Source organism: Haloferax namakaokahaiae, from assembly GCF_042663225.1.
Classification (GTDB): domain Archaea; phylum Halobacteriota; class Halobacteria; order Halobacteriales; family Haloferacaceae; genus Haloferax; species Haloferax namakaokahaiae.
Genome location: NZ_JBHTAA010000002.1, coordinates 179,799 through 199,941 on the forward strand (window position 1 = coordinate 179,799; position 20,143 = coordinate 199,941).

At 60.0% G+C, this 20,143-nt stretch carries 22 protein-coding genes; 7 read left to right on the top strand and 15 right to left on the bottom strand.

Annotated elements, in window-relative coordinates:
* Nucleotides 1-81 precede the first annotated feature (81 nt).
* Nucleotides 82-1,617 carry a glycoside hydrolase family 43 protein gene (locus ACFQJC_RS06620; RefSeq protein ID WP_390222523.1) on the bottom strand — a complete coding sequence of 512 codons (1,536 nt, stop codon included), beginning with the start codon at nucleotides 1,615-1,617 and terminating at the stop codon, nucleotides 82-84.
* 964 nt (nucleotides 1,618-2,581) lie between these two features.
* On the opposite strand from ACFQJC_RS06620, the gene ACFQJC_RS06625 reads away from it, so the two are divergent.
* The 3 genes from ACFQJC_RS06625 (at nucleotide 2,582) to ACFQJC_RS06635 (ending at nucleotide 6,813) form a co-directional block, all read left to right on the top strand.
* Nucleotides 2,582-3,493, top strand: coding sequence for an ion channel (locus tag ACFQJC_RS06625; RefSeq protein WP_390222524.1), 912 nt, complete (start codon nucleotides 2,582-2,584; stop codon nucleotides 3,491-3,493).
* A 698-nt stretch (nucleotides 3,494-4,191) separates the two neighbouring features.
* A complete protein-coding gene (locus ACFQJC_RS06630) occupies nucleotides 4,192-5,148 on the top strand; it encodes a TIGR03557 family F420-dependent LLM class oxidoreductase (protein WP_390222525.1) in 957 nt (318 codons plus the stop codon).
* Between the two features lie 93 nt (nucleotides 5,149-5,241).
* The gene (locus ACFQJC_RS06635) at nucleotides 5,242-6,813 is read left to right on the top strand and encodes an FAD-dependent oxidoreductase (RefSeq protein ID WP_390222526.1); all 1,572 of its coding nucleotides are present in this window, start codon (nucleotides 5,242-5,244) and stop codon (nucleotides 6,811-6,813) included.
* Nucleotides 6,814-6,827: 14 nt separating this feature from the next.
* On the opposite strand, the gene ACFQJC_RS06640 is transcribed toward ACFQJC_RS06635, so the two are convergent.
* From ACFQJC_RS06640 to ACFQJC_RS06650, 3 genes are all read right to left on the bottom strand, one after another.
* Nucleotides 6,828-7,331: a DUF6789 family protein gene (locus ACFQJC_RS06640; protein ID WP_390222527.1), complete on the bottom strand. Its 504-nt coding sequence runs from the start codon at nucleotides 7,329-7,331 to the stop codon at nucleotides 6,828-6,830.
* Between the two features lie 40 nt (nucleotides 7,332-7,371).
* The gene (locus ACFQJC_RS06645; protein WP_390222528.1) at nucleotides 7,372-7,497 is read right to left on the bottom strand and encodes a hypothetical protein; all 126 of its coding nucleotides are present in this window, start codon (nucleotides 7,495-7,497) and stop codon (nucleotides 7,372-7,374) included.
* 66 nt (nucleotides 7,498-7,563) lie between these two features.
* Nucleotides 7,564-8,271, bottom strand: coding sequence for a hypothetical protein (locus ACFQJC_RS06650; RefSeq protein ID WP_390222529.1), 708 nt, complete (start codon nucleotides 8,269-8,271; stop codon nucleotides 7,564-7,566).
* Nucleotides 8,272-8,528: 257 nt separating this feature from the next.
* Here ACFQJC_RS06650 and ACFQJC_RS06655 point away from each other — a divergent pair, with 257 nt between their 5' ends.
* A complete protein-coding gene (locus ACFQJC_RS06655) occupies nucleotides 8,529-8,855 on the top strand; it encodes a DUF7130 family rubredoxin-like protein (RefSeq protein ID WP_390222530.1) in 327 nt (108 codons plus the stop codon).
* Between the two features lie 59 nt (nucleotides 8,856-8,914).
* Here the strand turns inward: ACFQJC_RS06655 and ACFQJC_RS06660 are convergent, their stop codons facing one another.
* From ACFQJC_RS06660 to ACFQJC_RS06680, 5 genes are all read right to left on the bottom strand, one after another.
* Nucleotides 8,915-9,184 carry a hypothetical protein gene (locus tag ACFQJC_RS06660; protein WP_390222531.1) on the bottom strand — a complete coding sequence of 90 codons (270 nt, stop codon included), beginning with the start codon at nucleotides 9,182-9,184 and terminating at the stop codon, nucleotides 8,915-8,917.
* Between the two features lie 195 nt (nucleotides 9,185-9,379).
* On the bottom strand, nucleotides 9,380-9,871 hold the full coding sequence (locus ACFQJC_RS06665; protein WP_390222532.1) for a YciE/YciF ferroxidase family protein: 492 nt from the start codon (nucleotides 9,869-9,871) through the stop codon (nucleotides 9,380-9,382).
* A complete protein-coding gene (locus ACFQJC_RS06670) occupies nucleotides 9,871-10,080 on the bottom strand; it encodes a hypothetical protein (protein WP_390222533.1) in 210 nt (69 codons plus the stop codon). Before ACFQJC_RS06670 ends, ACFQJC_RS06665 begins: the two co-directional genes overlap by 1 nt.
* A 62-nt stretch (nucleotides 10,081-10,142) precedes the next feature.
* Entirely contained in the window at nucleotides 10,143-10,526 is a 384-nt protein-coding gene (locus ACFQJC_RS06675; protein WP_390222534.1) for a DUF5789 family protein, read from the bottom strand.
* 132 nt (nucleotides 10,527-10,658) lie between these two features.
* On the bottom strand, nucleotides 10,659-11,402 hold the full coding sequence (locus tag ACFQJC_RS06680) for a helix-turn-helix domain-containing protein (RefSeq protein WP_390222535.1): 744 nt from the start codon (nucleotides 11,400-11,402) through the stop codon (nucleotides 10,659-10,661).
* Nucleotides 11,403-11,770: 368 nt separating this feature from the next.
* On the opposite strand from ACFQJC_RS06680, the gene ACFQJC_RS06685 reads away from it, so the two are divergent.
* Nucleotides 11,771-12,145, top strand: a complete 375-nt coding sequence (locus ACFQJC_RS06685) for a DUF5789 family protein (RefSeq protein ID WP_390222536.1) — start codon at nucleotides 11,771-11,773, stop codon at nucleotides 12,143-12,145.
* Nucleotides 12,146-12,226: 81 nt separating this feature from the next.
* Here ACFQJC_RS06685 and ACFQJC_RS06690 read toward each other — a convergent pair whose 3' ends face one another.
* Nucleotides 12,227-12,724 (bottom strand): AI-2E family transporter, encoded by a 498-nt coding sequence (locus tag ACFQJC_RS06690; protein ID WP_390222537.1) that lies wholly within the window; start codon nucleotides 12,722-12,724, stop codon nucleotides 12,227-12,229.
* A 209-nt stretch (nucleotides 12,725-12,933) separates the two neighbouring features.
* Complete coding sequence (locus ACFQJC_RS06695; RefSeq protein WP_390222538.1) at nucleotides 12,934-14,283, bottom strand: hypothetical protein; 1,350 nt, start codon at nucleotides 14,281-14,283, stop codon at nucleotides 12,934-12,936.
* Between the two features lie 1,305 nt (nucleotides 14,284-15,588).
* Between ACFQJC_RS06695 and ACFQJC_RS06700 the strand changes: the two genes are divergently transcribed.
* Nucleotides 15,589-16,347, top strand: a complete 759-nt coding sequence (locus ACFQJC_RS06700; RefSeq protein WP_390222539.1) for a GNAT family N-acetyltransferase — start codon at nucleotides 15,589-15,591, stop codon at nucleotides 16,345-16,347.
* Nucleotides 16,348-16,676: 329 nt separating this feature from the next.
* On the opposite strand, the gene ACFQJC_RS06705 is transcribed toward ACFQJC_RS06700, so the two are convergent.
* The 3 genes from ACFQJC_RS06705 to dps all read right to left on the bottom strand — a co-directional run bounded on the left by ACFQJC_RS06705 (nucleotide 16,677) and on the right by dps (nucleotide 18,331).
* A complete protein-coding gene (locus ACFQJC_RS06705) occupies nucleotides 16,677-16,898 on the bottom strand; it encodes a dodecin family protein (RefSeq protein WP_390222540.1) in 222 nt (73 codons plus the stop codon).
* Between the two features lie 73 nt (nucleotides 16,899-16,971).
* The gene (locus ACFQJC_RS06710) at nucleotides 16,972-17,385 is read right to left on the bottom strand and encodes a formate/nitrite transporter family protein (RefSeq protein ID WP_390222541.1); all 414 of its coding nucleotides are present in this window, start codon (nucleotides 17,383-17,385) and stop codon (nucleotides 16,972-16,974) included.
* Between the two features lie 406 nt (nucleotides 17,386-17,791).
* Complete coding sequence (gene dps / locus ACFQJC_RS06715; protein WP_390222542.1) at nucleotides 17,792-18,331, bottom strand: DNA starvation/stationary phase protection protein Dps; 540 nt, start codon at nucleotides 18,329-18,331, stop codon at nucleotides 17,792-17,794.
* A 42-nt stretch (nucleotides 18,332-18,373) separates the two neighbouring features.
* Between dps and ACFQJC_RS06720 the strand changes: the two genes are divergently transcribed.
* A complete protein-coding gene (locus ACFQJC_RS06720) occupies nucleotides 18,374-18,682 on the top strand; it encodes a hypothetical protein (protein WP_390222543.1) in 309 nt (102 codons plus the stop codon).
* A 336-nt stretch (nucleotides 18,683-19,018) separates the two neighbouring features.
* Here the strand turns inward: ACFQJC_RS06720 and ACFQJC_RS06725 are convergent, their stop codons facing one another.
* Nucleotides 19,019-19,987 carry a CBS domain-containing protein gene (locus ACFQJC_RS06725; RefSeq protein ID WP_390222544.1) on the bottom strand — a complete coding sequence of 323 codons (969 nt, stop codon included), beginning with the start codon at nucleotides 19,985-19,987 and terminating at the stop codon, nucleotides 19,019-19,021.
* Between the last annotated feature and the right edge of the window lie 156 nt (nucleotides 19,988-20,143).

Here is a 20,143-nt window from a genome sequence, read left to right on the forward strand (position 1 = left end):
GATACTCGGAAAGCGGATACAATCGAGCTGGAGCACGACCGGTCGTGAACTGATCCCCCACCAAATGACGGCTGTCCGTCCTCACTCGTCTGCCGTCGGCTCGTAGGTGAAGTAATCGAAGGAAGCGGGTGACGTTGCATCCTCGCCCGTCGTCGCGTACGGTCCGATGTACACACCAGTGAAGTTTCCGGTGACCTCGGTCGAGAGATACTTCGAGGAGGCGGTTCCCACTGCTTCCGGGTAATCTTTGTCTCCCTGGAGGTAGCTCAGCCGGTACTCTTCGGCCGTCGCGTCAACACGTACTGAGTGCTCGGGTCCGTCAACTGGCGTCTCGACGACCGTCTCGGTTGCGTCACCGATACGCAGTCGGACGATGGCGACCGTAGTCCCGTCGATTCGAGTGACACCAATCTCGTAGTGGTGACGCTCGTCGGCGACGAGAGCCAGGCCGGCTTCCGCACCCTCCGCCGGGTCGAACGTGAACCGAGTGTCGATTCGGCAGTCGAAGTGTGCCTGTCGGCGGCCGACGAACGTCGCGCCAGAGTCGCCGAGGCTCTCAGTTCGACCTCGGAGCGTCAGGCTTCCCGGTGGCTCGGTTAGCGAGTAGGCTGATTCGTCGGGATTCCGACGGTGTTCGAATGCAACGTCCAGCGTCTCATCGTCGAAGGTGGCCAGGGTCGCCCGCGCAGGCGCTGCGCGGTCGGGGGCGGACCCGTCTCCGGGGAGCGAATCGACCGTCATCCGGGGCGTAATCAGCTCACCGCCGTTGACAACGGGCCAGCCATCGACCCACTCGACGGGTGCGAGGAACGTCTCACGACCGAGTTGATGCCAGCCGGGATGGCCACCCTGCTGCCGGATACCGAGGAAGACGAGCCACCACGTCCCATCAGGCGCATCGACCAAGTCGCCGTGGCCGGTCGCCTTAATCGATTGCATCGGGTGACCGCGATGCGAGAGGATTGGGTTCGTCGGGCAGGCCTCGAACGGGCCTGTCGGATCGTCGCTCCGGGCAGCCACGACCATGTGATTGAGGTGTGTTCCCCCTTCGGCGGTGAGGAGGTAGTAGGTTCCGTCAACTCTGTAGAGGTGGGGTGCCTCGGCGAACGTGCCTTCGATACCTCGCCACAGCTCGGACGGCTCGCCGACGTCGCCCGTATCGGGGTTGACAGTCGCTTGCTTGATGGTTGTCTCGGCTAGTGTCGGTCCGTGCGCGTAGGAGAGGTACGCTGTGTCACCGTCGAAAAAGAGGTCCGGGTCGAAGCCGGGCACGTCGAGTTGGGTCGGTTCGGACCACTCGCCCGCAGGGTCCGCTGCCGTGAGGAGAACGTTTCCCTGTCCGCCGACGTCCGTCGTCACGAGGTAGAACGTCCCGTCGTGGTACCGGAGCGTCGGCGCGTAGATGCCGCCCGAGGTGTCAGTATCGCTGAGGTCGAGTTGGCTCTCGCGGTTGAAACAGTGTCCAATCTGCTCCCACGAGACGAGGTCGTCACTTCGGTACAGCGGGACGCCAGGGAAGTATTCGAACGAACTCGTCGCAAGGTAGAACGTAGAGCCGACTCGACAGACACTCGGGTCTGGATTAGTTCCTGGAAGGACAGGATTAATGTAACTCATGTCATGGTATTTCACCGTTCGTTACTAAGTATTCGGGTCGTCGAGCGAGAAGCGGGCCGTCGAAGCACTGTTGCTCACTCAGTGGCCACCCCGTCACCGACGCTCTCCTCCAAGCGACTGATGCAATCGTTGAACACAATAGTAGTGCACAAAAAACCCAATTCTATTGGAGGAGTAACCAACTACCCACTCGGTGGGGTCTGGGAACTGCCGAACTAAAACTCCATCGTATGAAACCATTCTCTGGTCGGGTTCACTCACTGTCGTCCACCCTCGTTTCCAACTCAAGAACGAAAGACAGTGACCATTGACGCGTGCTTATCACGAGTGACGAACTCTCTGAACAATTGTGTTTCTCACGAGCAAAGTGGAGATTCACAGTTGCCGAACCAGTCCCATGATACCTGACCGGTGCGACCTCAAGAATCACTTTTGCGCCACGTATTATTGTGTTATTTTTGCAATATCAATCGCCATTTCTCGACAGAAGTTTCGTCGTCCGCGACTACTCTCGGCGAACGCCCTATCGGGTATCGCCGACTGTTCGAACACCAGCGGCTACGCTGAATGTGCTAATCGAACAAGTAAGTGCTACTCCAGTTGGATAGAAGATATCAACACAGATTCTCTAAAATGAGAGTCGGACCGAAGACGAGGGAACAAGGGATTATTTCCGGCTAGAGAACGCCTAGAATGGCATGGTGACACGCTGTTCGACTACGGACAGTACCCTCCGTTCAAACTGGTTGGGTATCTCCCTCGACTACCCTCTCAACGGGGATAGTCTGTATACAACACGGCAGTTGGATGGCTTCGATTCAACTGAGGGCCGTATCGGCCTGTGTCTTCGATGAATATTCTACCTCTCGCTGCCGGGGTGATTGCACTCACCACCGTCAGCGTCGATCTCTTGTGGACGACCTTGTGGGTCCAAGGGAGTGCAGGCCCTCTCACGTCACGATTGATGGACGCCGAGTGGCGGGTACTACGACGGGTATTTGGCGACCGGAAGCAACTGCTGTCGCTTTCCGGCCCGATAATTCTCGTCACCGGTCTCGCTCTCTGGATTGCGTTGCTGTGGGGTGGGTGGACGCTGCTATTCGCCAGCGCGGAAAATATCCTCAGAGACACCCGAAACGGAGGCCCGATTTCGTGGAGCGAGCGGTTCTACTTCATCGGCTACACAGTCTTTACTATGGGGAATGGAGATTTCACTCCCCAAGGTGCACGTTGGCAGACAGCGACTGCGCTCGCCGCAGGTTCTGGAATGCTATTCGTCACGTTAAGTGTCACGTACATCCTCTCGGTCCTCGATGCTGTCACCCAGAAGCGTTCGTTTGCTAGTAGCGTAAGTGGACTCGGGAAGCAGAGTAGTTCGATTCTAGAACAGAGCAGGGATGCCGAGGGTTTTCACGGGTTAGAACTACCTCTAAACTCCATCACAACCGAACTCAACACTCTCACATCGAACCACAAGGCCTACCCGGTTCTCCACTACTTCCACAGTCCTAAAGCCAAGTACGCTCCTGCTGTGAGCGTTGTTGTCCTCGACGAACTCCTGACGATTCTCCGCTTTGGGACGTCGAAACAGCACCGTCCTGCCGATACCATCATCGAGGGTACACGGTCGAGTGTCCAGAACTACCTCGAAACACTTCACGGTTCGTTTGTCACACCGGCAGACTGTTCTCCGCCTTCACCCGGATTACAGTCACTCCGGGAAGCTGGCGTTACCACGGTGTCCGATGAGGAGTTCGCTGACTCTCTTGCAACCGTAGAGGAACGCCGACGACAGTTGCTTGGTTTGATCGAATCGGACTGCAGAGAGTGGCCGAACGAAAGCGATGATGGTGCGTCTACCACGTCGGATGAATGATATCGATAGTGCGCGAACAGTTACGCGGAGAGCTGATTTCGGCCCGTTGGATGTCCCCCCTATTCTGCACGCCTGCTGTACGTGAGAAAGTCGTCGTCTCTCCGTATTGGTAAATGAGAGGGGGTGTGGGGAGAACCGCCGGAACGTCCGGTGGGGCGAATCGCCTCCTCTAGGACGTCATCAGGTTACCATAGCTCTCGACGTATTCGCGCAGGACGTCGGCACGTCACGCCCACCTCGGCGATTTCGTTGCGGAGTCGGTGCGTTCACGCTCTTTCTCACTTCGGTGGATATCTCCGAGACTGTTTCCGCGAGTGACATCGTCGTACATCATTCTGCCAGCCAGATGAATGGGTTGCTTGCAGTTGCGACGTACGGAGCGGAGGAGGGGTAATAAAGAGAGATGAAAGCAAACAGTAGGACCACGTCAACCGAGACCAGTGTACGTCGATAGAGACACACACGACATCGTACTATTGACAACTGTTTTATCACTCACCGTTCTACGCTTCCTGTCGGCGACTGCGTTCGATACCTTCGCGCAGGGAGTGTAGTGACGTTGGCATTCCGGAGCGAGAAGCAGAGAACGGTCAGGACACACATGAAACGAAAGAGTCCCTCACACAGGAGCGTGCGGCATCGTTCGACCAACGCGAAATCTCCGCGAAGAGGCCGAGAATCGGTCAGAGGTGAGACCCATGGTTAACGTCGGCTACTCGCTCATCAGCGAGGAGCACGGACCGAACACACTGGTCGAGAACGCCGTTCGGGCCGAGGTGGCGGGGTTCGAGTACGCGATGGTGTCCGACCACTTCCATCCGTGGCTCGACCGTCAGGGCGAATCGCCCTTCGTCTGGAGCACGCTCGGCGCAATCGCGCAGGCGACCGACAGACTGCGCGTCGGCACGGGCGTGACGTGCCCGACGATGCGGATTCACCCGGCACTCGTCGCACAAGCCGCCGCGACGACGGCCGTGATGTCCGATGGCCGATTCTTCCTCGGTGTCGGAACCGGCGAGCGGCTGAACGAACACGTCACGGGCCACCGGTGGCCGCCCCACCACGTTCGCGTCGAGATGCTCCAAGAGGCGATTCACGTTATCCGCGAACTGTGGGGCGGTGAGATGATGAGTCACGACGGCGACTACTTTTGCGTCGAAAACGCGCAGTTACACACGGTCCCGGAAGAGCGACCGAACGTGGCAGTCGCGGCGAGTGGCACCAATACCGCCAGATGGGCGGGCAACGTGGGTGACTCGCTCGTCAGTACCGCGCCTGATGCCGACGTAGTTGACGCATTCTCGCGCGGACGCGACGACGACAGACGACGCTACGGTCAGGCGACGGTCTGCTGGGCGGAATCCGAATCCGAGGGCCGCCGGACGATTCACGAACAGTGGCCCAACGGCGGCCTCCCCGGTGAACTCGGACAAGAACTCGCTACACCGACGCACTTCGAACAGGCGGTCGGACTGGTGACCGAAGAGCAAGCGACGAAGCACCTACCCTGCGGGCCGGACGCCGACGCCCACATCGAGACGATTCAGTCGTACGTCGATGCCGGCTTCGACCACGTCAACCTCCATCAAGTCGGCCCACACCAGCAAGAGTTTCTGGCGTTCTACGAAGAGGAGGTGCTTCCATCGTTCGAGTGACCGATTCGGTGGAAGGTCGGTAACCGAAGTTGCAACAGCAAGCGATACCATTTTTCAACCGGTCGCCGAACGGTATGTAACCGGCTGATTCTCATGGACGACCACGGCCGAGCAGGCGGCCAAGCCGCCACTGGTACGCACGCATCGCTCTGGTTGGAGACGACGCCAGAGACCGACTACGAAGCCCTCTATTCGGGAGCGGATAGGAACCTCGCTGTCGATACCGTCGTGGTCGGCGGTGGTATCGCGGGCGTCACGACGGCGTTCAAGCTACAGCGCGAGGGCCAGTCGGTCGCGCTCGTCGAGCGTGACCGTATCGTCGAGGGAGTAACGGGCCACACGACGGCAAAGCTCACCTCGCAACACGGTCTCATCTATCGTGAACTCGCCGAACAGTTCGACTTCGACCGCGCCCGACTGTACGCGGAGGCGAACGAGGCCGCCATCGCCGACGTGGAACACACCGTCGAGAAACACGATATCGACTGTGCGTTCACCCGAACGCCGGCTTACACCTACACCGAAGCTACGGACGAAGTGAAGAAGTTCCGCGAGGAGGCCGAGGTCGCCTCTCATTTCGGTATCCCTGCGAGTTTCGTCGATTCGACCGACCTTCCGTACGACGTGGCTGGCGCAGTCAAATTCGACGACCAGGCGACGTTCCACCCACGGAAGTACCTCCTCGCGCTCGCCGACCGAATCCCCGGTGATGGGAGCTACGTCTTCGAGGAGACGACGGTGACGGATATCGACGACGGAGAGCCGTGTCTCGTCTCGACCGACCGAGGCAACTTGACTGCCGACGACGTGGTCGTTGCGACGCACTTTCCGGTGTTCGACCACGCCCTGTACTTCGCCAGGATGGAACCGCAGCGCTCGTACGTCGTCGCGGCACGGCTCGAAGGCGACGTTCCCGACGGCGTCTACTTCGACCCTTCGGACCCGTACTTTTCGGTTCGTCCCCATCCGAACGCCGCCACCGACATGGTGCTCATCGGGGGACAGAGTCATCGAACCGGTCACGGTGGGAGCACCGCCGAACGGTACAGAGAACTCGAAGCGACGGCCAGAGACCGGTTCGATATCGAATCGATCGACTATCGGTGGTCCACCCAGGACTTCTTCTCTATCGACCGCGTTCCCTTCGTCGGGAAGCACTCGCCGCGAACCGAACACGTCTTCGTGGCGACCGGTTTCGGCGGGTGGGGAATGACCGGTGGAACCGTCGCCGGGTTGCTCCTCTCGGACCTCGTAAACGGGCGTCGGAACTCGTGGCAGAACGTTTATACGCCATCTCGCTTCGAGTTCAGCGCCTCCAAGCAGCGACTCGTCTCGCACAACACAGAATCGATGAAACACCTCCTCGATGACCGTGTACATGGGCCGCCGAGAGCCACCGAGGTGTCCCTCGACCCCGGCGGAGCGACTATCGTGGACACCGACGACGGCCCCGTCGCCGCCTCTCGTGACGATGACGGTCAGTACCACATCGTCTCTGCGGTCTGTCCCCATATGGGTTGTCTCGTCGAGTGGAACGACGGCGAGCGTTCGTGGGACTGCCCGTGCCACGGTTCGCGTTTCGACGCCGACGGCACCGTCTTGGACACACCCGCCCTCGACGACTTGACGCCCAAGTCCGATGCCGTCCGCAAGGACGGGGAGTGACTCCTGAATCCGTTTCACTCGGCCGGCGTGTCGTAGACCGCCCCCATCGGGTTGTGCCGGCCAAGCCACGTACCGAGCGTCAGGCCGTACACCAGATGGCCGACGTGGAACACGAGCGCCTCTTCCTCGTCTAGCTCACGGTTCAACAGTCGTTCGAAGATGATCTTGGCACCGACCCACGAGAGTACGAGACTGTAGACGACACCGGAGAGGAGGGCCGTCCGCTCTCCGTCGAGTGGAGAGCGCTCGTTGAGAGCGGGGAGAACCGCGCCGAGTACCGCGCCGCCGACGGTTCCGTAGAGTGCGTGCAACACGTAACCGGTCCCGAAATGGACCTCCGCGGGTCCTCCGGCGACGTACTGCGCCCAGAACTCGGCCGTTGGCGGAAGCGCACGAAAGATGGGAAGCCGGTATAGCGACATCATGACCGTTCCCACGAATCCGCCGATTGCGCCGCGAACCGCCGTGTCGAACACTATCCGTGCAGCGCTCCTCGGGCGCTCGTTTTCACGAACCATACACGGTATGCACCAGCCACGTGCCTATATGTTGGGTCGTCTAGAACGGAATGTAGGCGTTGGTGTACAGTATCAGGTAGGCGACTGCCAGCAGCAGCGCCATTCCGAGCACGAGTAAGAACAACTTGTACACTCCTTCGGGTGTGTAAATCGATTGGAATCTCATGGTTCTCTCTTGCAACCATCACGACAGCCGAGAGTGGGGTGAACGCGTGCGGCCATCATGCGGCCATCAGTCCCCATCTCGAAGCCTGCGAACCACAGCGACACAGAGGACGCCACAGAACGCGAGCACCGTGGCGAAAATACCGAAGCCGGGCGTTGCGCTCCCCGTCGTATCGGTGTCTTGGACCCCCGGTTCTATCGTCTCGTCGCCCCCTGGCAGTGCTGGCGTCCCCGCGCCCGCCGCCGAAACACGTTCGAGTTCGACCGAGTAGAACGGTCCCGAACAAGCGGTCTGGTTGTTGACGATGAAACGCGCGTCCGTCTGCGATTGGCCCCCGTTCTGCGCGAACGAATCCACATTCAGAGCAAGTCGGCCGTCGGCGCGCTGCCGTGATTCGAACACCTCCGTCTCTTCGTCGGTGAAGAGCGTCGATTCGGTACGTTGGCGGTCGTCTTGGGACCGCTCGACGAGCCAGATGTCGTAACGAGCGGGCGTCCCGGTCTGGTCCAACGAGTTACAATCTTCGAGCGCGGTCGTATCCGCGTCGCTTCCCTCTGCATCGACATCGACGAAGAGACCGGTGAGGTTGTCACTCGTCAACCCCTCGACTGGTCGCGGGATGGCCCCCTCGATGGTGATTTTGCTCGCCTGAGACCGTGTGTCGGAATCACGCAGCGCGAGCGAACCGGCGGCGATACCGCCGAGTCCGCTGACGAACTCCCGGCGGGGGAGTTCTTGATGCTCCGAACCACTCTCACTGTCGTGCGTGGTCACAGTCGGAATTCACCATATTTGTGGGTAAATTTCGTGACTGCATTCGCAAGGTCGGCTGCGGCGGTCTCGTGTGTTGCGGCCGTCGTCGCCCGCGAACGGCCGACTTCTATTCCTATCCAGCGAGTTGGCGAGACGAGCGTCTCGTGGATGTCGAGGACGAGTGCTGGGACGACCGCTGTGAAGACGTGTTCTTCGAGCGAGAGTCACGAATCGACACCCACGAACAACTCTTTACGTCAGCACGATGATTGATGCGTATGAGTGGACGAGGTGAAACTCCACCTGAAGCGGGCGACATGGACGAAGTCAGCGTCGCCGTCGGAGAGAAGGTGTTTACCGAAGACGGACGGCCGATAGGAAGAGTTCGCGGGTTCGAGGAGGGCGGCGTATTCGTGACGACGCGGGAGGGCGTCGAAGCGCTCAGTATCGAGCACGCCCGGTCCGGTCACTCGTTCGGCCGGGCCGAGTTGATGTGGCGCTGTATGACGTGCGGCGCGATGAGGAAGCTCGAAGGTGACCTGCCCGACTCCTGTCCCGACTGTCAGGCACCGAAAGAAGAACTCATGTACTGGACGGAGGACTGACTGGCCCGTTTCGACAGGCGAGGTACGTTCCCGGCACGTAGCAACGCAGTGGTGTTCGATTAGCTGGAGAGCTTTTCCACTATCTTGTTCGCCTGCTCGCGGGCCTTGTCTTCGCCCACTGATTTCTTGATGAGTACTGATTGAATCTCCCACTCGTCGCTGTCCGAGTGGTGGCCCATGCGAATCTCGCTCCCTTGAGAGACCGAATCCGAGGCGTGTGCCGCCCAGTCGGGCGTCCGAATGCTGTCGAACTCGTCCGGGTCCGCGTACTCGACGTGGAAGTATTCGTCTCCGGCCTCGACCGATTTCGGTTCTGGCTGTTCCGTCATGGTCACACCATCGACGGGCGAAGCCTTCGCTTTAGACCATGAGTTTACAAGCAGACGACGGCCGTCGCTCCAGTTGAACTCGGCGTCGTCACGGCGTCATCGAAGTGTTCGTACTTCTTTCCGTGAATTCCGTACTTGTGTGTCGAGATGAGTTAGACGGGAGCCAGTCGGGTGGCGCTGACTCCGCGTCCGTCACTAGTCCCCAGCGACTTCTTGCTGGTCGAACTGTTCGCTGCCTCGAGAGACCGTCTCGAGTGCTTGTTCTTCCTCCCGAAGCGTCTCTTCGAGCAGGTCCGCGGCCTCGTCGTATCCGAGTTTTCCAGCCAGTGAGGTCAGGTTGCCGTAGGCGGCTATCTCGTAGTGCTCGGTCTTCTGTCCGGTGGCCATGTTGAACCGGTCGAGCACCTCACCGCTGTTCTCTCTGGCGAACTCGCGGTGTTCGCTAATCATCGCATCGACGACGTGGTCCTCCCTCGTCTTCGGTTCCTCGTCGATGTGCTCGAACACGCGTTCGAGCCGGTCGATTTGTTCTTGCGTCTCTTTACGGTGGTCGGCGAACGCGTTGCTCACCATCTTGTCTTCCGTCTCCTCGGCGAGCGTCTGGAGCGCCTCGTCGAGTTCTTGTTCGGCGTAGTATAGCTCTTGGAGGCCTTCGACGAGTAGTGATTTCATGGATTCGGTTGTCATTAGCGACCCTCGTCCTCTAGTTGGTCGATACGTGCAAGAGCGATGTGCCTGCGAAAGTAAGCCCGAGTAGAGACGAACGCGAATCCGTGTCGAACGTCGATGACTCGGCCGATGGTGTCACCGTTCGTATCGAGTACGCGCTTTCCTTCGTCGTCGCCGGTGAAGACTGTCTCACTCGACTTTTCGTGCTGTCGAACACCCGCCGTCACCCTGAGGGTTCACCTTGCAGGTGCGTATCTGTTCGTACACCGACTGCACGGGTCATACCGGGTCACACCGAGTCAGACTGTTCGTCTTCGTCCGTCTCGCCGGTGGCGGTACTGCTGTCGGTGGCGATACCGCCGCGGTCACTGTAGCGGGCGCGGCCGACGGCCTCCGCACCGACCATGTTGTATATCATCTGCCGAACGTCCTCTTTCGACTCGAACTGCTGGTCTTCGAGTCCCTCGAACACCTCTCGGAGCGTTTGGGTCCCGTCTTCGAGGTCGATTTCGTAGTCGCCGTACTGTTCGACGATTTCTTCGGTCGTCGTCGGGTACGAGTGGTCCTCCAGAACGTCGGCGAGTGGACCGATATCGACGCCTTGCTCGCGGCTATCCTGCTCACTCTCTTCGTCGGTTCCCGTTGGACCGCGCGGGCTATCGTCGTACGCCATGGTCCCTAGTCCCGGTGAAGTCAAAAAAGAATTCTGCCGGCACCCGCAATGAGGAGTCCCGAGACGAAGGTCGGATAATCCGGTCGTGTCACTCACGTTCTGGCACGCGACGACGACGACACGGTTGGTCGTTCAGGAGAGAGGGGGTTTGAGCGCGTGTTTGTTGGTCGTGGCTTTCGATGGCGAAGTATGCGTGATGGTGGGAGTCGCGTCGTGTCCGTCCCACTGGGCCGCGATGGTGTTCTCGATGAGAGAGCAGACGCCCCGTCGCAATCGCTCGGAGACCGCCTGGTGCGATACGTCGAGCGGCTTCGAGAGTTCTTCGAGATTCTCCTCACGAGGAACGGAATAGTACCCTCGTTCGAGTGCGGTGAGGAGCGTCTTCGTCTGCACTTCGGAGAGACCGAACCGGTTCGTCTCCTCGATTCGGTCGATTTCCGAGACTTGCAGCAGTTCGAATTTGACGTCGTTAGACTCGCATTTCGAGGCAAGTCGCTGGAGCACCGACCGGTCCTGCAGGTACATCTCGACGGTCCACCCGTCCATCTCGTGGCGGGCCGCCAAGAGCGATGCCCGCCCGTCCGTCCACCCGTGGTAGTCCTGTGACTCGGCCGCCTGCCGTGTCGTCCGCGTCTGGTAGAGGCGTTGCGTGTCGGAGCCACCGATGGGCACCCATCTCGACACCGTCTCATCCGCATCCATTCCCGCCTCGAAGTCATCGACGGTCTCGGCGTCACCGGACACCCACAACGTCATATCGAGTTCGCCGTCGGCGGTCTTCGTCTGTTTCTTGAGCGTGATAGTCACCTCCCCCGCCTGTTCGACGCTCGTCTGGAGGATGGGTGATTCGAGATGAACGCTGGAGAACAACGTCATCGCTGGCCCTCCCATGAGCGGCCGCCGGTCTGTCGCCGGTGAGCACTCGCGTCTGTGGTGGCTCGATGGTCAGTTCGCATACATTATTCATTACTGCCTTCTCTTTTGATTCCTCTGCCTAAACACTTAGTGAGTGAGGTCGTCGAAATGGATAAATCGATAGACTGCACCGGGTGTTGTTGGAACCGTCGAGGCTCACGTGAATGACGAGAGAGTTGAACCGCTCTTGTTTCGTGACACTCGTTTGCCTCAGAGTTTGGCCCACGCGACGAACGGGCAGTTCGCTCGGTCGAACACGCGGGGAGACGCCTTCCCTTGCCACTGCAGGGAGAGCGTTTTCCCGCGACGGCCCTCGAACCTCGTTCGAGATGGATTCCGAACGACCGAACGGTGACCCCGACCCGGAACGCGTCCAAGACAACGCGCTCGACCGACAGCACGAGCGAGCCGAACACGCCGAACGTATCTACGACCAAATCGATGGCCTGCTGGGGGAACAGAAGTACCCGACGACGGGCGAAGAACTCGCCGTCGAGTACGAAGATACCATCCTCGACGCGCCGAACGAGACGGAGACGCTGGGCGACGTGTTCGACCGATTAGTCGATGAGCGATTCGAGTCCGAGACCGAAGCACGCGAGGCCATCATCAACGAGTTGACGGGCCGAGCCGACGGCCTCGACGAGTACAACGACGAACGAAACCTCTCCAAACTCGACACCGAGGGCGGCCCGGCAGGTTGAGCGTCGGATGCGAAACGGTGACGAGGGACTCGGCAGACAGCCGAGGGAACACACGCCGACGCCGGAGGGACGTCGCCGCTGTCACGTCGGCGTATCGCTGTCTTCGGTGTCGGTCTCCTCTCCTTCCGTCCCCGAATCGGCGTCCGGACTCTTCCTGTGACCTGCCCCCGACGAATCCGACTCACCGTCTTCGTCTCCCGATTCTTCGGCTATTTTTCGTTCGAGTGGCCTGCTACCGGTCTCTTTCGCAAGCACCGGGCGCTGGCCGAGTGAGACGCCGTGAAGGAGTCCGGGGAGGACGATTCGAATCGCCTCGAAGACGACGATGAAAATGATCGGCAGAAGGAAGAAGCCGTACCACCCGAAGAACATGGGTCCGAGAACGTAGGCGAACAGGAGCGTAATCGTATCGAACTGCCGACCCGAGACGTACGGTTGGATGACCGACTGGGGAAGCAAGTCCAACACCAGCACGTATCCGAGGAGCACGCCACCGACGAACGGGAGGTGATTGGTCTCGGCGTTCAGCGCCTGAATCCCTAAGTACGCCACCAGCGGAAGGTAGACGACTTTTCCCACCAAAATCGGAATGAGACTCGAGATTCCCGTTAGAACGCCCAATACGAGCACCATCGGGACACGGATACTCTGCGGTGCGATCGCGTTCGTCGGCAAGGCTCTGCTTGCAACAGAAAGCGACCCGAGGTACCGTGAGGCCGACGAGAGTACGAGCCTGAGGGAATCACAGTAGGAGAATGGAGAGGGTTCGTCAGGTCCGACGGCGTCGTTCAGGCCCGCGCTTCGTCCGTCACGTCTTCGTCGTAGTCGGCCGTCAGAAAGACCTCGTCGTCGGTGATGCGCTCGATACGGTGCTCGTCGATTTGAAGGTCGTCCTCGTCAACGCCACCGAACCCGAGTTTGGCCGCGATTCGGTCCGTGAAGCCGGGGTCCGACTCCACGTAGGCGATTCGGTCTCGAACGCTAGCGACGATACCTATCTTCCTGTCCGGCGCGACGATGACCGGTTTTCCCTCGTCTCTGCGTTCGGGGACGACGCGGAGTTCGTCCATCGTCTCGTCGGTCATCTCGTCCGTCGCCGTCTCTTCGACGCCGCCCGTCGCTTCGCGCTCGGTGAGTCGAGTCTCTCGAACCGACTCGTCACTCGTCGTCCGCGAGAGCATCTTGCCGCTGACGACTTTGGCAGTGAGTTGCCGGCGCTCAGAGACATCCTGGTCGATCACACGGTCTATCGTCAGGTACGTGACGATGACGTCGTCTTCGACGAACTCGCTCTCGATGTGGTGCGTCTCCGTGTTGATGGAAGTCTGTTCACTCGTGGTGTCGTTGAACCGCTCTTCTCGGAGGATCTGGTCGTGAACTGACTCGACGTCGATGTTCGCTTCCAGGTCGTGTGCGTCCACCGTGTCCGTCTCGAACACATCGACGTCTTTGATGCGCGTCTCGATGGTGAAGCGCTCGCGCTCTTCTATCGTCACCCCCCACTCCTCCTCGACTTCGGCGGTCAAGTCGAACGGATATCCGTCGTACTCCTCGACTTCACCGCTCATCGCGTCGTCGTCGCCGACGAGGAACCGATTCTCGTCGCCGTAGTCGTGCTGGTAGTGAACGTCGTCGTCGGAGACGCGGTCCACGTCTTCCGTCGCGCCGACGACGTCGCAGTTGCTACACGTCCGTTGGCGGAGTTCGACGTTGGCCACGCGTCGGTCGATCACGTTCCGGTCCACGACTTCACTTTCGAGTGTCGCCTCCTCGACGACGGTTGTTGAGACGACGGTCGTCTCGGTTATCGTTCCCTCGATGGTCTCACCCTCGATGAAACGTGATTCGATTTCTTCGTGTTCGTAGCCCGCCTCAGTCTCCATCTGTTCGAGGGTCGTTCTGCGGTCGGCCACCTCGAAGTACGGGACGCCGTCGGAATCTCTGTGTCGAATGACTACCTTATCTTCGTTCTCTATCTCCCGGTAGAACGTCTCCCAGTCGAGCGACTCGTCCGTATCTGTCGTCTCCGACCTCGTGACGAGTTCGGGGTGACCGCCGCGTCTCACGGGGACGCGTTCATGCTCGTTTGCCCACTGTTCGATACGCTGGGGGTCAGTTGTGAATTCTGAGTTCGACATGGTTCGTCCGGTTTCCGTTGGGCCCGTATTCGTAAAGACTGGACGCTTGCAATGGCCTGCCACACAGGAAGACCGCCCGATGTAGGGCGGTTCAGTGATAGGCCGTCCGCTCGGCGTCTCCGAGACACGTCTCCAGGTGACCCTGTGTCTGTCCACCGCCGTGGCGCTGTCGGCACTGGCTTCGCTTTCGTTCGCCGAATATGTCTCGACACCCGTGCACCGGTTGGTCGCAGCCACTTCGCCGTTCGTTCGATTCGAACGTGGTGGACTCGTTCGAAAGACACCCGGGCGTGAGACTGACTCGTTCGTGAACCTTCGGTTCAGTGGTCTACCCGAATTTATTCTACATTATCGTGACACCATCACCACTGATTTTTTCGTTAGCGAACATTAAGCATTACACCCGTACTTTTGTAATCTCCTTGCAGTCGCAAGCGTTTTGCTCCCCGTAAGAGACGAACGGCGGGTCTCGCAGTCGATTCTGGCCGACTTGTAGATGAGAGGTCAACACTCAACTTCGAGAGACGGTACGGGTGCTCGAACCAGTAGGTCTCTCGGTGTAGCCGCTCGGCGAAAGAATTGATGAGGTAGTTCACGCAAGTACGACACGAGAAGGACACGGGGACCGCGTCATCGAAGTGGGAACGCGGCTGATGAACCTTCGTAAAGGGGCGGACACGCTCGTTCCACTTGGGCGGTCATTAAGAGCGCAACTCCCTACCCCGGTACGTGTGACCGACGGAGTCGGAATGTGTCGTCCGTTACGGCGACGCGAGGTCGCGCCAGCGATCGAGACATCGACGGTTGCACAAGACTGCTTCTTCGTCCGACTGACGCTGCTCTGCTCTCGGTTTGGCGGTGCGTATCGAGACGTAGTAGTGGCGTTCGTCCAACGGTACGACTGCTTGACAAGCAGCACACGTCGCCGTTCCCGTCCCCCACCAAACGCGCCGCCCGATGTGCTTTATCTGAGCCTCCGGATTCTGTCGATGGGAGCTCCCGTGTTCAGAGGTCACGTTCGACCGCTCTCCCGTATCTGGGGCGGGAACGCGGCGTTCAAACGCGAAAGACCCTCAACCGCGGAGAAGCGCTTTCCTCGATAGTACATACGTACGCGTCTTCAGACGGGAACGTCACTGTTACCCTTGCAATCTCAAGGGAATGCGGTGAAAAGTCATCGGCGTTCGAGATACCGCCCTACTGTGACTCGAACCACTGCGAGGCGACTGGATACACTTCGATGCGACGCTGACCCGACGGTTGGCGACTATTTTTTATCCATGGCGATGCGAGTTAATGGCACGCATGACCGTAGCTATTAGACCTGCGACCAGCGACGACACGGGCGACATTCGCGCCGTAGTGGACGCCTCATTTCGGTCGTCTTACTCGCTCAGCCCCCTCGAAATAGATGTTATCGTCGATAATTCCTTCACCGACGCCGCGCTGACTGAGCGAATCGAAGACCACGACAGCCTGTTACTCGTCGCAGAGGCTGACGACGACGCGGGCGAGTCGGTTGTCGCAGGCTTCGCGGAACTCGAAACGGCGGATATGCTTCGGTGGCTCCACGTCTCCCCAGCGTTCCGTGGACAACGAGTGGGGACGGCTCTGTTCGAACGCGTCCAATCGGAGTCAAACCCGCGGAACTGCCCGCTGCGAGCACGCGTGCTCGAAACCGCCAGCGAAGGCAGGCAATTCCTCGAACGGTTCGGTCTCTTTCAGACCGAGACAGACTCTCTCGACCTTGGGGGAGACCACCTCGAAGAGCACGTGTACACGACGACGGGTGAGCGAGTGGCCCCGAACGACCCCGACGTGGAAGTGCCATCGTCCGTCACAGACGACGACGAAACGGTGCGACTAGACCACGACGAGTCAGTACCGGGGACGTTGGCTCCGTTCTTCGTGCTCTTCGAGACAGATTCGTCTTTCCAACGATACGGCTACTTCTGTTCGCATTGCGGGAGCACGGACGTCGTCGCCGACGGTCTCGACCGACTCAAGTGTCAACGGTGCAGGAATACCCATCGCGCCGACCGGTGGGACCGCGCCTATCTCTGAACGACTCCGAATGGGGATACTGCGACCAGCGACCGGCGCACGCGCGTGGGGCTACAGGTTCTTACTACTGAAACGAATACGAGACGTATGGTCGCGTCCCCCGAACAGTTGATGCTGTACTACCCGTAGACCAAGTTCTCGGCGCACTCGTCATCACCTCACCGCTCGTTGGCTGGGTGTATTTCGGTAGTTCGTCACCACGTGGCGGTGACGGGCACCGACAGTGAACGCGTTCGGACGTTGGGAGCGGCCCGGATACCAAAAATGTCTAGATGGAGCGCGCGGCGGCGTCTCTCGGAGAGACGACACTATCGGTCGGTGCACACCCACTAGTGGTTCTGTTCTCTATCGGAGTGGACCGGGAACGCGACTTCGACGGTCGCTTTGTACTGGGATACCTCTCCGTTTTCGATGTCTGCGGTCCACGACTCGACCGCTACGCCAGTGAGGTCGTCTATCGTTTCGTTCGCCTCTTCGACCGCCTCTTCGGCGGCCTGTTGCCACGACTCCTCGGACGTGCCGAGGAGTTTGACAACTTTCACAGTAGACACGGCGGTTACATATCTACGGGCTGTCGTAAGAAGTTTGGGCCGGAGCCGTCGGCCGCCTCGACGACTCGCGTGTTCACTCGTCCGACTGTCTCGCACCGTGTGTCTGGGCGATGTGTGTCGTCGTCCCGACGCCGATTCCACCGACGAGGTTGCCCGCCGTGACGACGACGGTCGTCTCCACCAACGCCGAGAGGGTGAACCCGCCCTCGAAGAGGACGCCGAAGAAGATGTGGAGCATCGTCACGACGACGTGGTCGAACGGGCCGAGTGCGAGCAACACCCCGACGCCGTAGGCGAGGACGATACGGCTCACGTCGCTATCGACCGACAGCAAGAGGAACGACAGCAGCGTCACCAGCACGCCGCCCGCAATCGAGTCGGCGAACTCCGCCAGCGGTCTTCGAGAGACGATCTCTGCGGCCGTCGTCGTCAGCGCCGTCTCCGTTCCCGGCGGGAGTGCGCCACTCACCGAAAGTACCACCGCCATCAGTCCACCGCCGGCGAGGTTGACGACGAAGGTGACGCTCCACAGGCGAACGAGCGGGCGCGCGAGCCAACTGTCCGAGCGCGACGACGCCGAAGACCACCGTGAATCCGGCGATGAACCCCGTCGCGGTGAGTTCGAGTATCGACTGGTCGAGGCGTCGCTGGCCCTCCTCGACCGCGCGGTCGAGTATCTCCTCTGGGTCACTCCTCATTGCAGTACGAAAATATCGCGTGCCACAGCGAAGCGACGACCGACGGGGGGAGAGAGCGGGGCGTCTCACTCTTCGAGGCGCGAGGCCGCCACAACTGCTCGTCGTTCCACGTGCGTTTGGTCGTGGGCACTCTCGGTAGCCGTCGGTCTGCATCGATTTACTCTCTGTGCGTCGCCGTCGGTCGGAGAGTCACCGTTATCGCTGCTGAATCGACCCGCTCTGCGACGAGCGACCGGACGTCTGCAGGTGCGCTTCGAGGAACCAGAGGTCCTTGCTCACTCGTCTCGAGATGTCGTTCAGCAAATCGACCGTGTCGATATCGCCGTTCGCCTGTGCCGCTCGAATCGTCTCGCCGAGGATAGCGTCGAAGACCGCCAGACGGTCTGCCAGAATCGAGACGAGTTCCACTCCTTCGACGGCGCTCGACGGCAGTTCAGGAATCTGGCTGGCCGACGCGCTCGTTCGGACGGTCCCCGAGACCGTTGCACCGAGTGCCGCCGCGCGCTCGGCGATTTTGTCGATGTCCTCTTCGACCGATTCGGCTATCTCTTCGAACAGTTCGTGGAGTTGGTAGAATTCTGGGCCTTTGACGTTCCAGTGAGCCGTCCGGAGCTGGCTCAGGATGTCGGTCGCGTCGGCGAGAACCTGACCGAGCATCTGCGCGCTCGATTGCCGGATCTCTTCAGGGAGGTAGTTCTGCGTGGGGTAGAACTGCCCGACTGGCTGTTCGCTCATCACGCTGGACTGTGGCTGCTGACCTGATTGCTGCATCGACTGTTGGCTCTGCTGGCCATACGGCTGCTGCATCTGCTGCTGACCCGGTTGCTGAACTTGCTGTTGGCCCGGCTGCTGCATCTGTTGCTGGGGCTGCTGTCCCACCGGTTGCTGCATCTGTTGCTGACCTGGTTGCTGCGTTGGCTGCTGCATCTGCTGTCCATATGGCTGCTGGACAGACTGCTGGTGCGGCTGGCCAATCGGTTGCTGACTTGGCTGTTGGAACGACTGTTGACTCGGTTGGTAGCCCGGCTGTTGGAACGATTGCTGGTTAGGCTGCTGGAACGATTGCTGGTTAGGCTGCTGGAATGACTGCTGACTCGGTTGCTGGCTCCGCTGTTGCTGGAATTGCTCTCCCATCTGGGGTGTCTGTTGTTCGTTCGAACGTCGTTCCTGTTGGTACTGCGTCGGCTCTTGTTGCTGGCTCATAGTCTTAGACCTCGGGACCCGTCGCACCGGTGGTCCCACCTCACCAATTCAGTAGACACGCTATTAAATATTGCCCGGCCGACACGAAACCGACAGACGGCTCTCCGGTGGCGTCCAAGAAATGCGGTAGAAGGGGTCGAGGCGGTCGATTCGTCGGGTTGGACTCGTCGAAAAAGAGAACGTAGCTCGCAGGCGGCCAGCAAGTTCCAGTGTGGACGCTTACAATCGAGGCGACTGAGCCTTGATGATTCCCGTCGCGGTGGCGAGTTCGGATTCGAAGAGCACGAGGATATCGTCTAGCGTCACGATTCCCTCTAGCTTCTCTCCGTCTTCGTCCACGATTGGGAGTCGTCGGACGCCGGCGTCTTCGAGTCGGCGAAGGGCGTCGAAGACGCTCAATTCGGTCGTCCCGGTCACGAGGTCGTCTTGGATGCAGTCGCCCGCGGTCATGTCTTCGAGTTTCGACGGGTCTCGAAGCATGAGTCCGAGCGTCCGGTCTGTGATGATACCGACCGGTCTCTCGCCTTCGACGACGACGACGCTTCCAACGTCCGCTTCGTGCATCATCTTTGCCACCGAATCAATCGGCGTATCGGGGTCGGCGGTGACCACGTCCGTTGCGATGAGTTCCTCTACGGTCACGGGTTGAAGCTGTGGTCTCGACCTGCCGGCCCTCGTCGATTCGGTGCCAATACCGGGCTGTTGGTAGCGACCATGTTGCGGCTGTTGTGCCTGCGGGTCGGTTGCCTGGTGACTCGGCGGCTGATGCCACTGCTGCGGCGGGCCACCGCTCTGTGATTGCGGGCCACCCGCGGGCGGAGCCTGTTGACCCTGTTGTGGGTACCCCTGTGGGGGGTACTGACTCCCCTGTGGTGGCTGTCCGGCCGGTTGCTGCTGTTGGTTCACCTGGCGCTGTTGGCCATAGGGGTCCTGTTGCTGTTGCTGGCCGTACTGTTCGGGGTGGCCGTATTGAGGTTGCTGCGGCGTGTTCCAGTACTGTCCCTGCGAGGCGTTGTATCCTTGCTGGACCTGCTGGGGAGTCACTCCCGGCGGGGACTCTGCCTGAAACTGCCCTTGTTCCGGATAGGGAGAGCGACTCGTCGGTGTTGGTCTGCTACTACTCGACTGCTGAGGGTACTCGCCGGATTGACGCCACTGGTTCTGTCGGTGAGGCTGGTCGTGATGCATGGCTATATCCGTCGGTCACGCTCGGGACGTTTCCGACACCGAGAGAATGAACTCACTGTACCATAAAACTGGGGGAGCACGCTCGAACCCGGGGTGTACAGTGCAGTACTCGCCCGAAGACAGAGGATAGCTGTCATCCGGAACCACGGGTTATAG

Bases quoted from the DNA above. Each gene is read 5' to 3' on its own strand.
- ACFQJC_RS06620 (WP_390222523.1), bottom strand. From the start codon at position 1,617: ATGAGTTACATTAATCCTGTCCTTCCAGGAACTAATCCAGACCCGAGT.
- ACFQJC_RS06625 (WP_390222524.1), top strand. From the start codon at position 2,582: ATGGACGCCGAGTGGCGGGTACTACGACGGGTATTTGGCGACCGGAAG.
- ACFQJC_RS06630 (WP_390222525.1), top strand. From the start codon at position 4,192: ATGGTTAACGTCGGCTACTCGCTCATCAGCGAGGAGCACGGACCGAAC.
- ACFQJC_RS06635 (WP_390222526.1), top strand. From the start codon at position 5,242: ATGGACGACCACGGCCGAGCAGGCGGCCAAGCCGCCACTGGTACGCAC.
- ACFQJC_RS06640 (WP_390222527.1), bottom strand. From the start codon at position 7,331: ATGGTTCGTGAAAACGAGCGCCCGAGGAGCGCTGCACGGATAGTGTTC.
- ACFQJC_RS06645 (WP_390222528.1), bottom strand. From the start codon at position 7,497: ATGAGATTCCAATCGATTTACACACCCGAAGGAGTGTACAAGTTGTTC.
- ACFQJC_RS06655 (WP_390222530.1), top strand. From the start codon at position 8,529: ATGAGTGGACGAGGTGAAACTCCACCTGAAGCGGGCGACATGGACGAA.
- ACFQJC_RS06660 (WP_390222531.1), bottom strand. From the start codon at position 9,184: ATGACGGAACAGCCAGAACCGAAATCGGTCGAGGCCGGAGACGAATAC.
- ACFQJC_RS06665 (WP_390222532.1), bottom strand. From the start codon at position 9,871: ATGACAACCGAATCCATGAAATCACTACTCGTCGAAGGCCTCCAAGAG.
- ACFQJC_RS06675 (WP_390222534.1), bottom strand. From the start codon at position 10,526: ATGGCGTACGACGATAGCCCGCGCGGTCCAACGGGAACCGACGAAGAG.
- ACFQJC_RS06680 (WP_390222535.1), bottom strand. From the start codon at position 11,402: ATGACGTTGTTCTCCAGCGTTCATCTCGAATCACCCATCCTCCAGACG.
- ACFQJC_RS06685 (WP_390222536.1), top strand. From the start codon at position 11,771: ATGGATTCCGAACGACCGAACGGTGACCCCGACCCGGAACGCGTCCAA.
- ACFQJC_RS06695 (WP_390222538.1), bottom strand. From the start codon at position 14,283: ATGTCGAACTCAGAATTCACAACTGACCCCCAGCGTATCGAACAGTGG.
- ACFQJC_RS06700 (WP_390222539.1), top strand. From the start codon at position 15,589: ATGACCGTAGCTATTAGACCTGCGACCAGCGACGACACGGGCGACATT.
- ACFQJC_RS06710 (WP_390222541.1), bottom strand. From the start codon at position 17,385: ATGGCGGTGGTACTTTCGGTGAGTGGCGCACTCCCGCCGGGAACGGAG.
- dps (WP_390222542.1), bottom strand. From the start codon at position 18,331: ATGAGCGAACAGCCAGTCGGGCAGTTCTACCCCACGCAGAACTACCTC.
- ACFQJC_RS06725 (WP_390222544.1), bottom strand. From the start codon at position 19,987: ATGCATCACGACCAGCCTCACCGACAGAACCAGTGGCGTCAATCCGGC.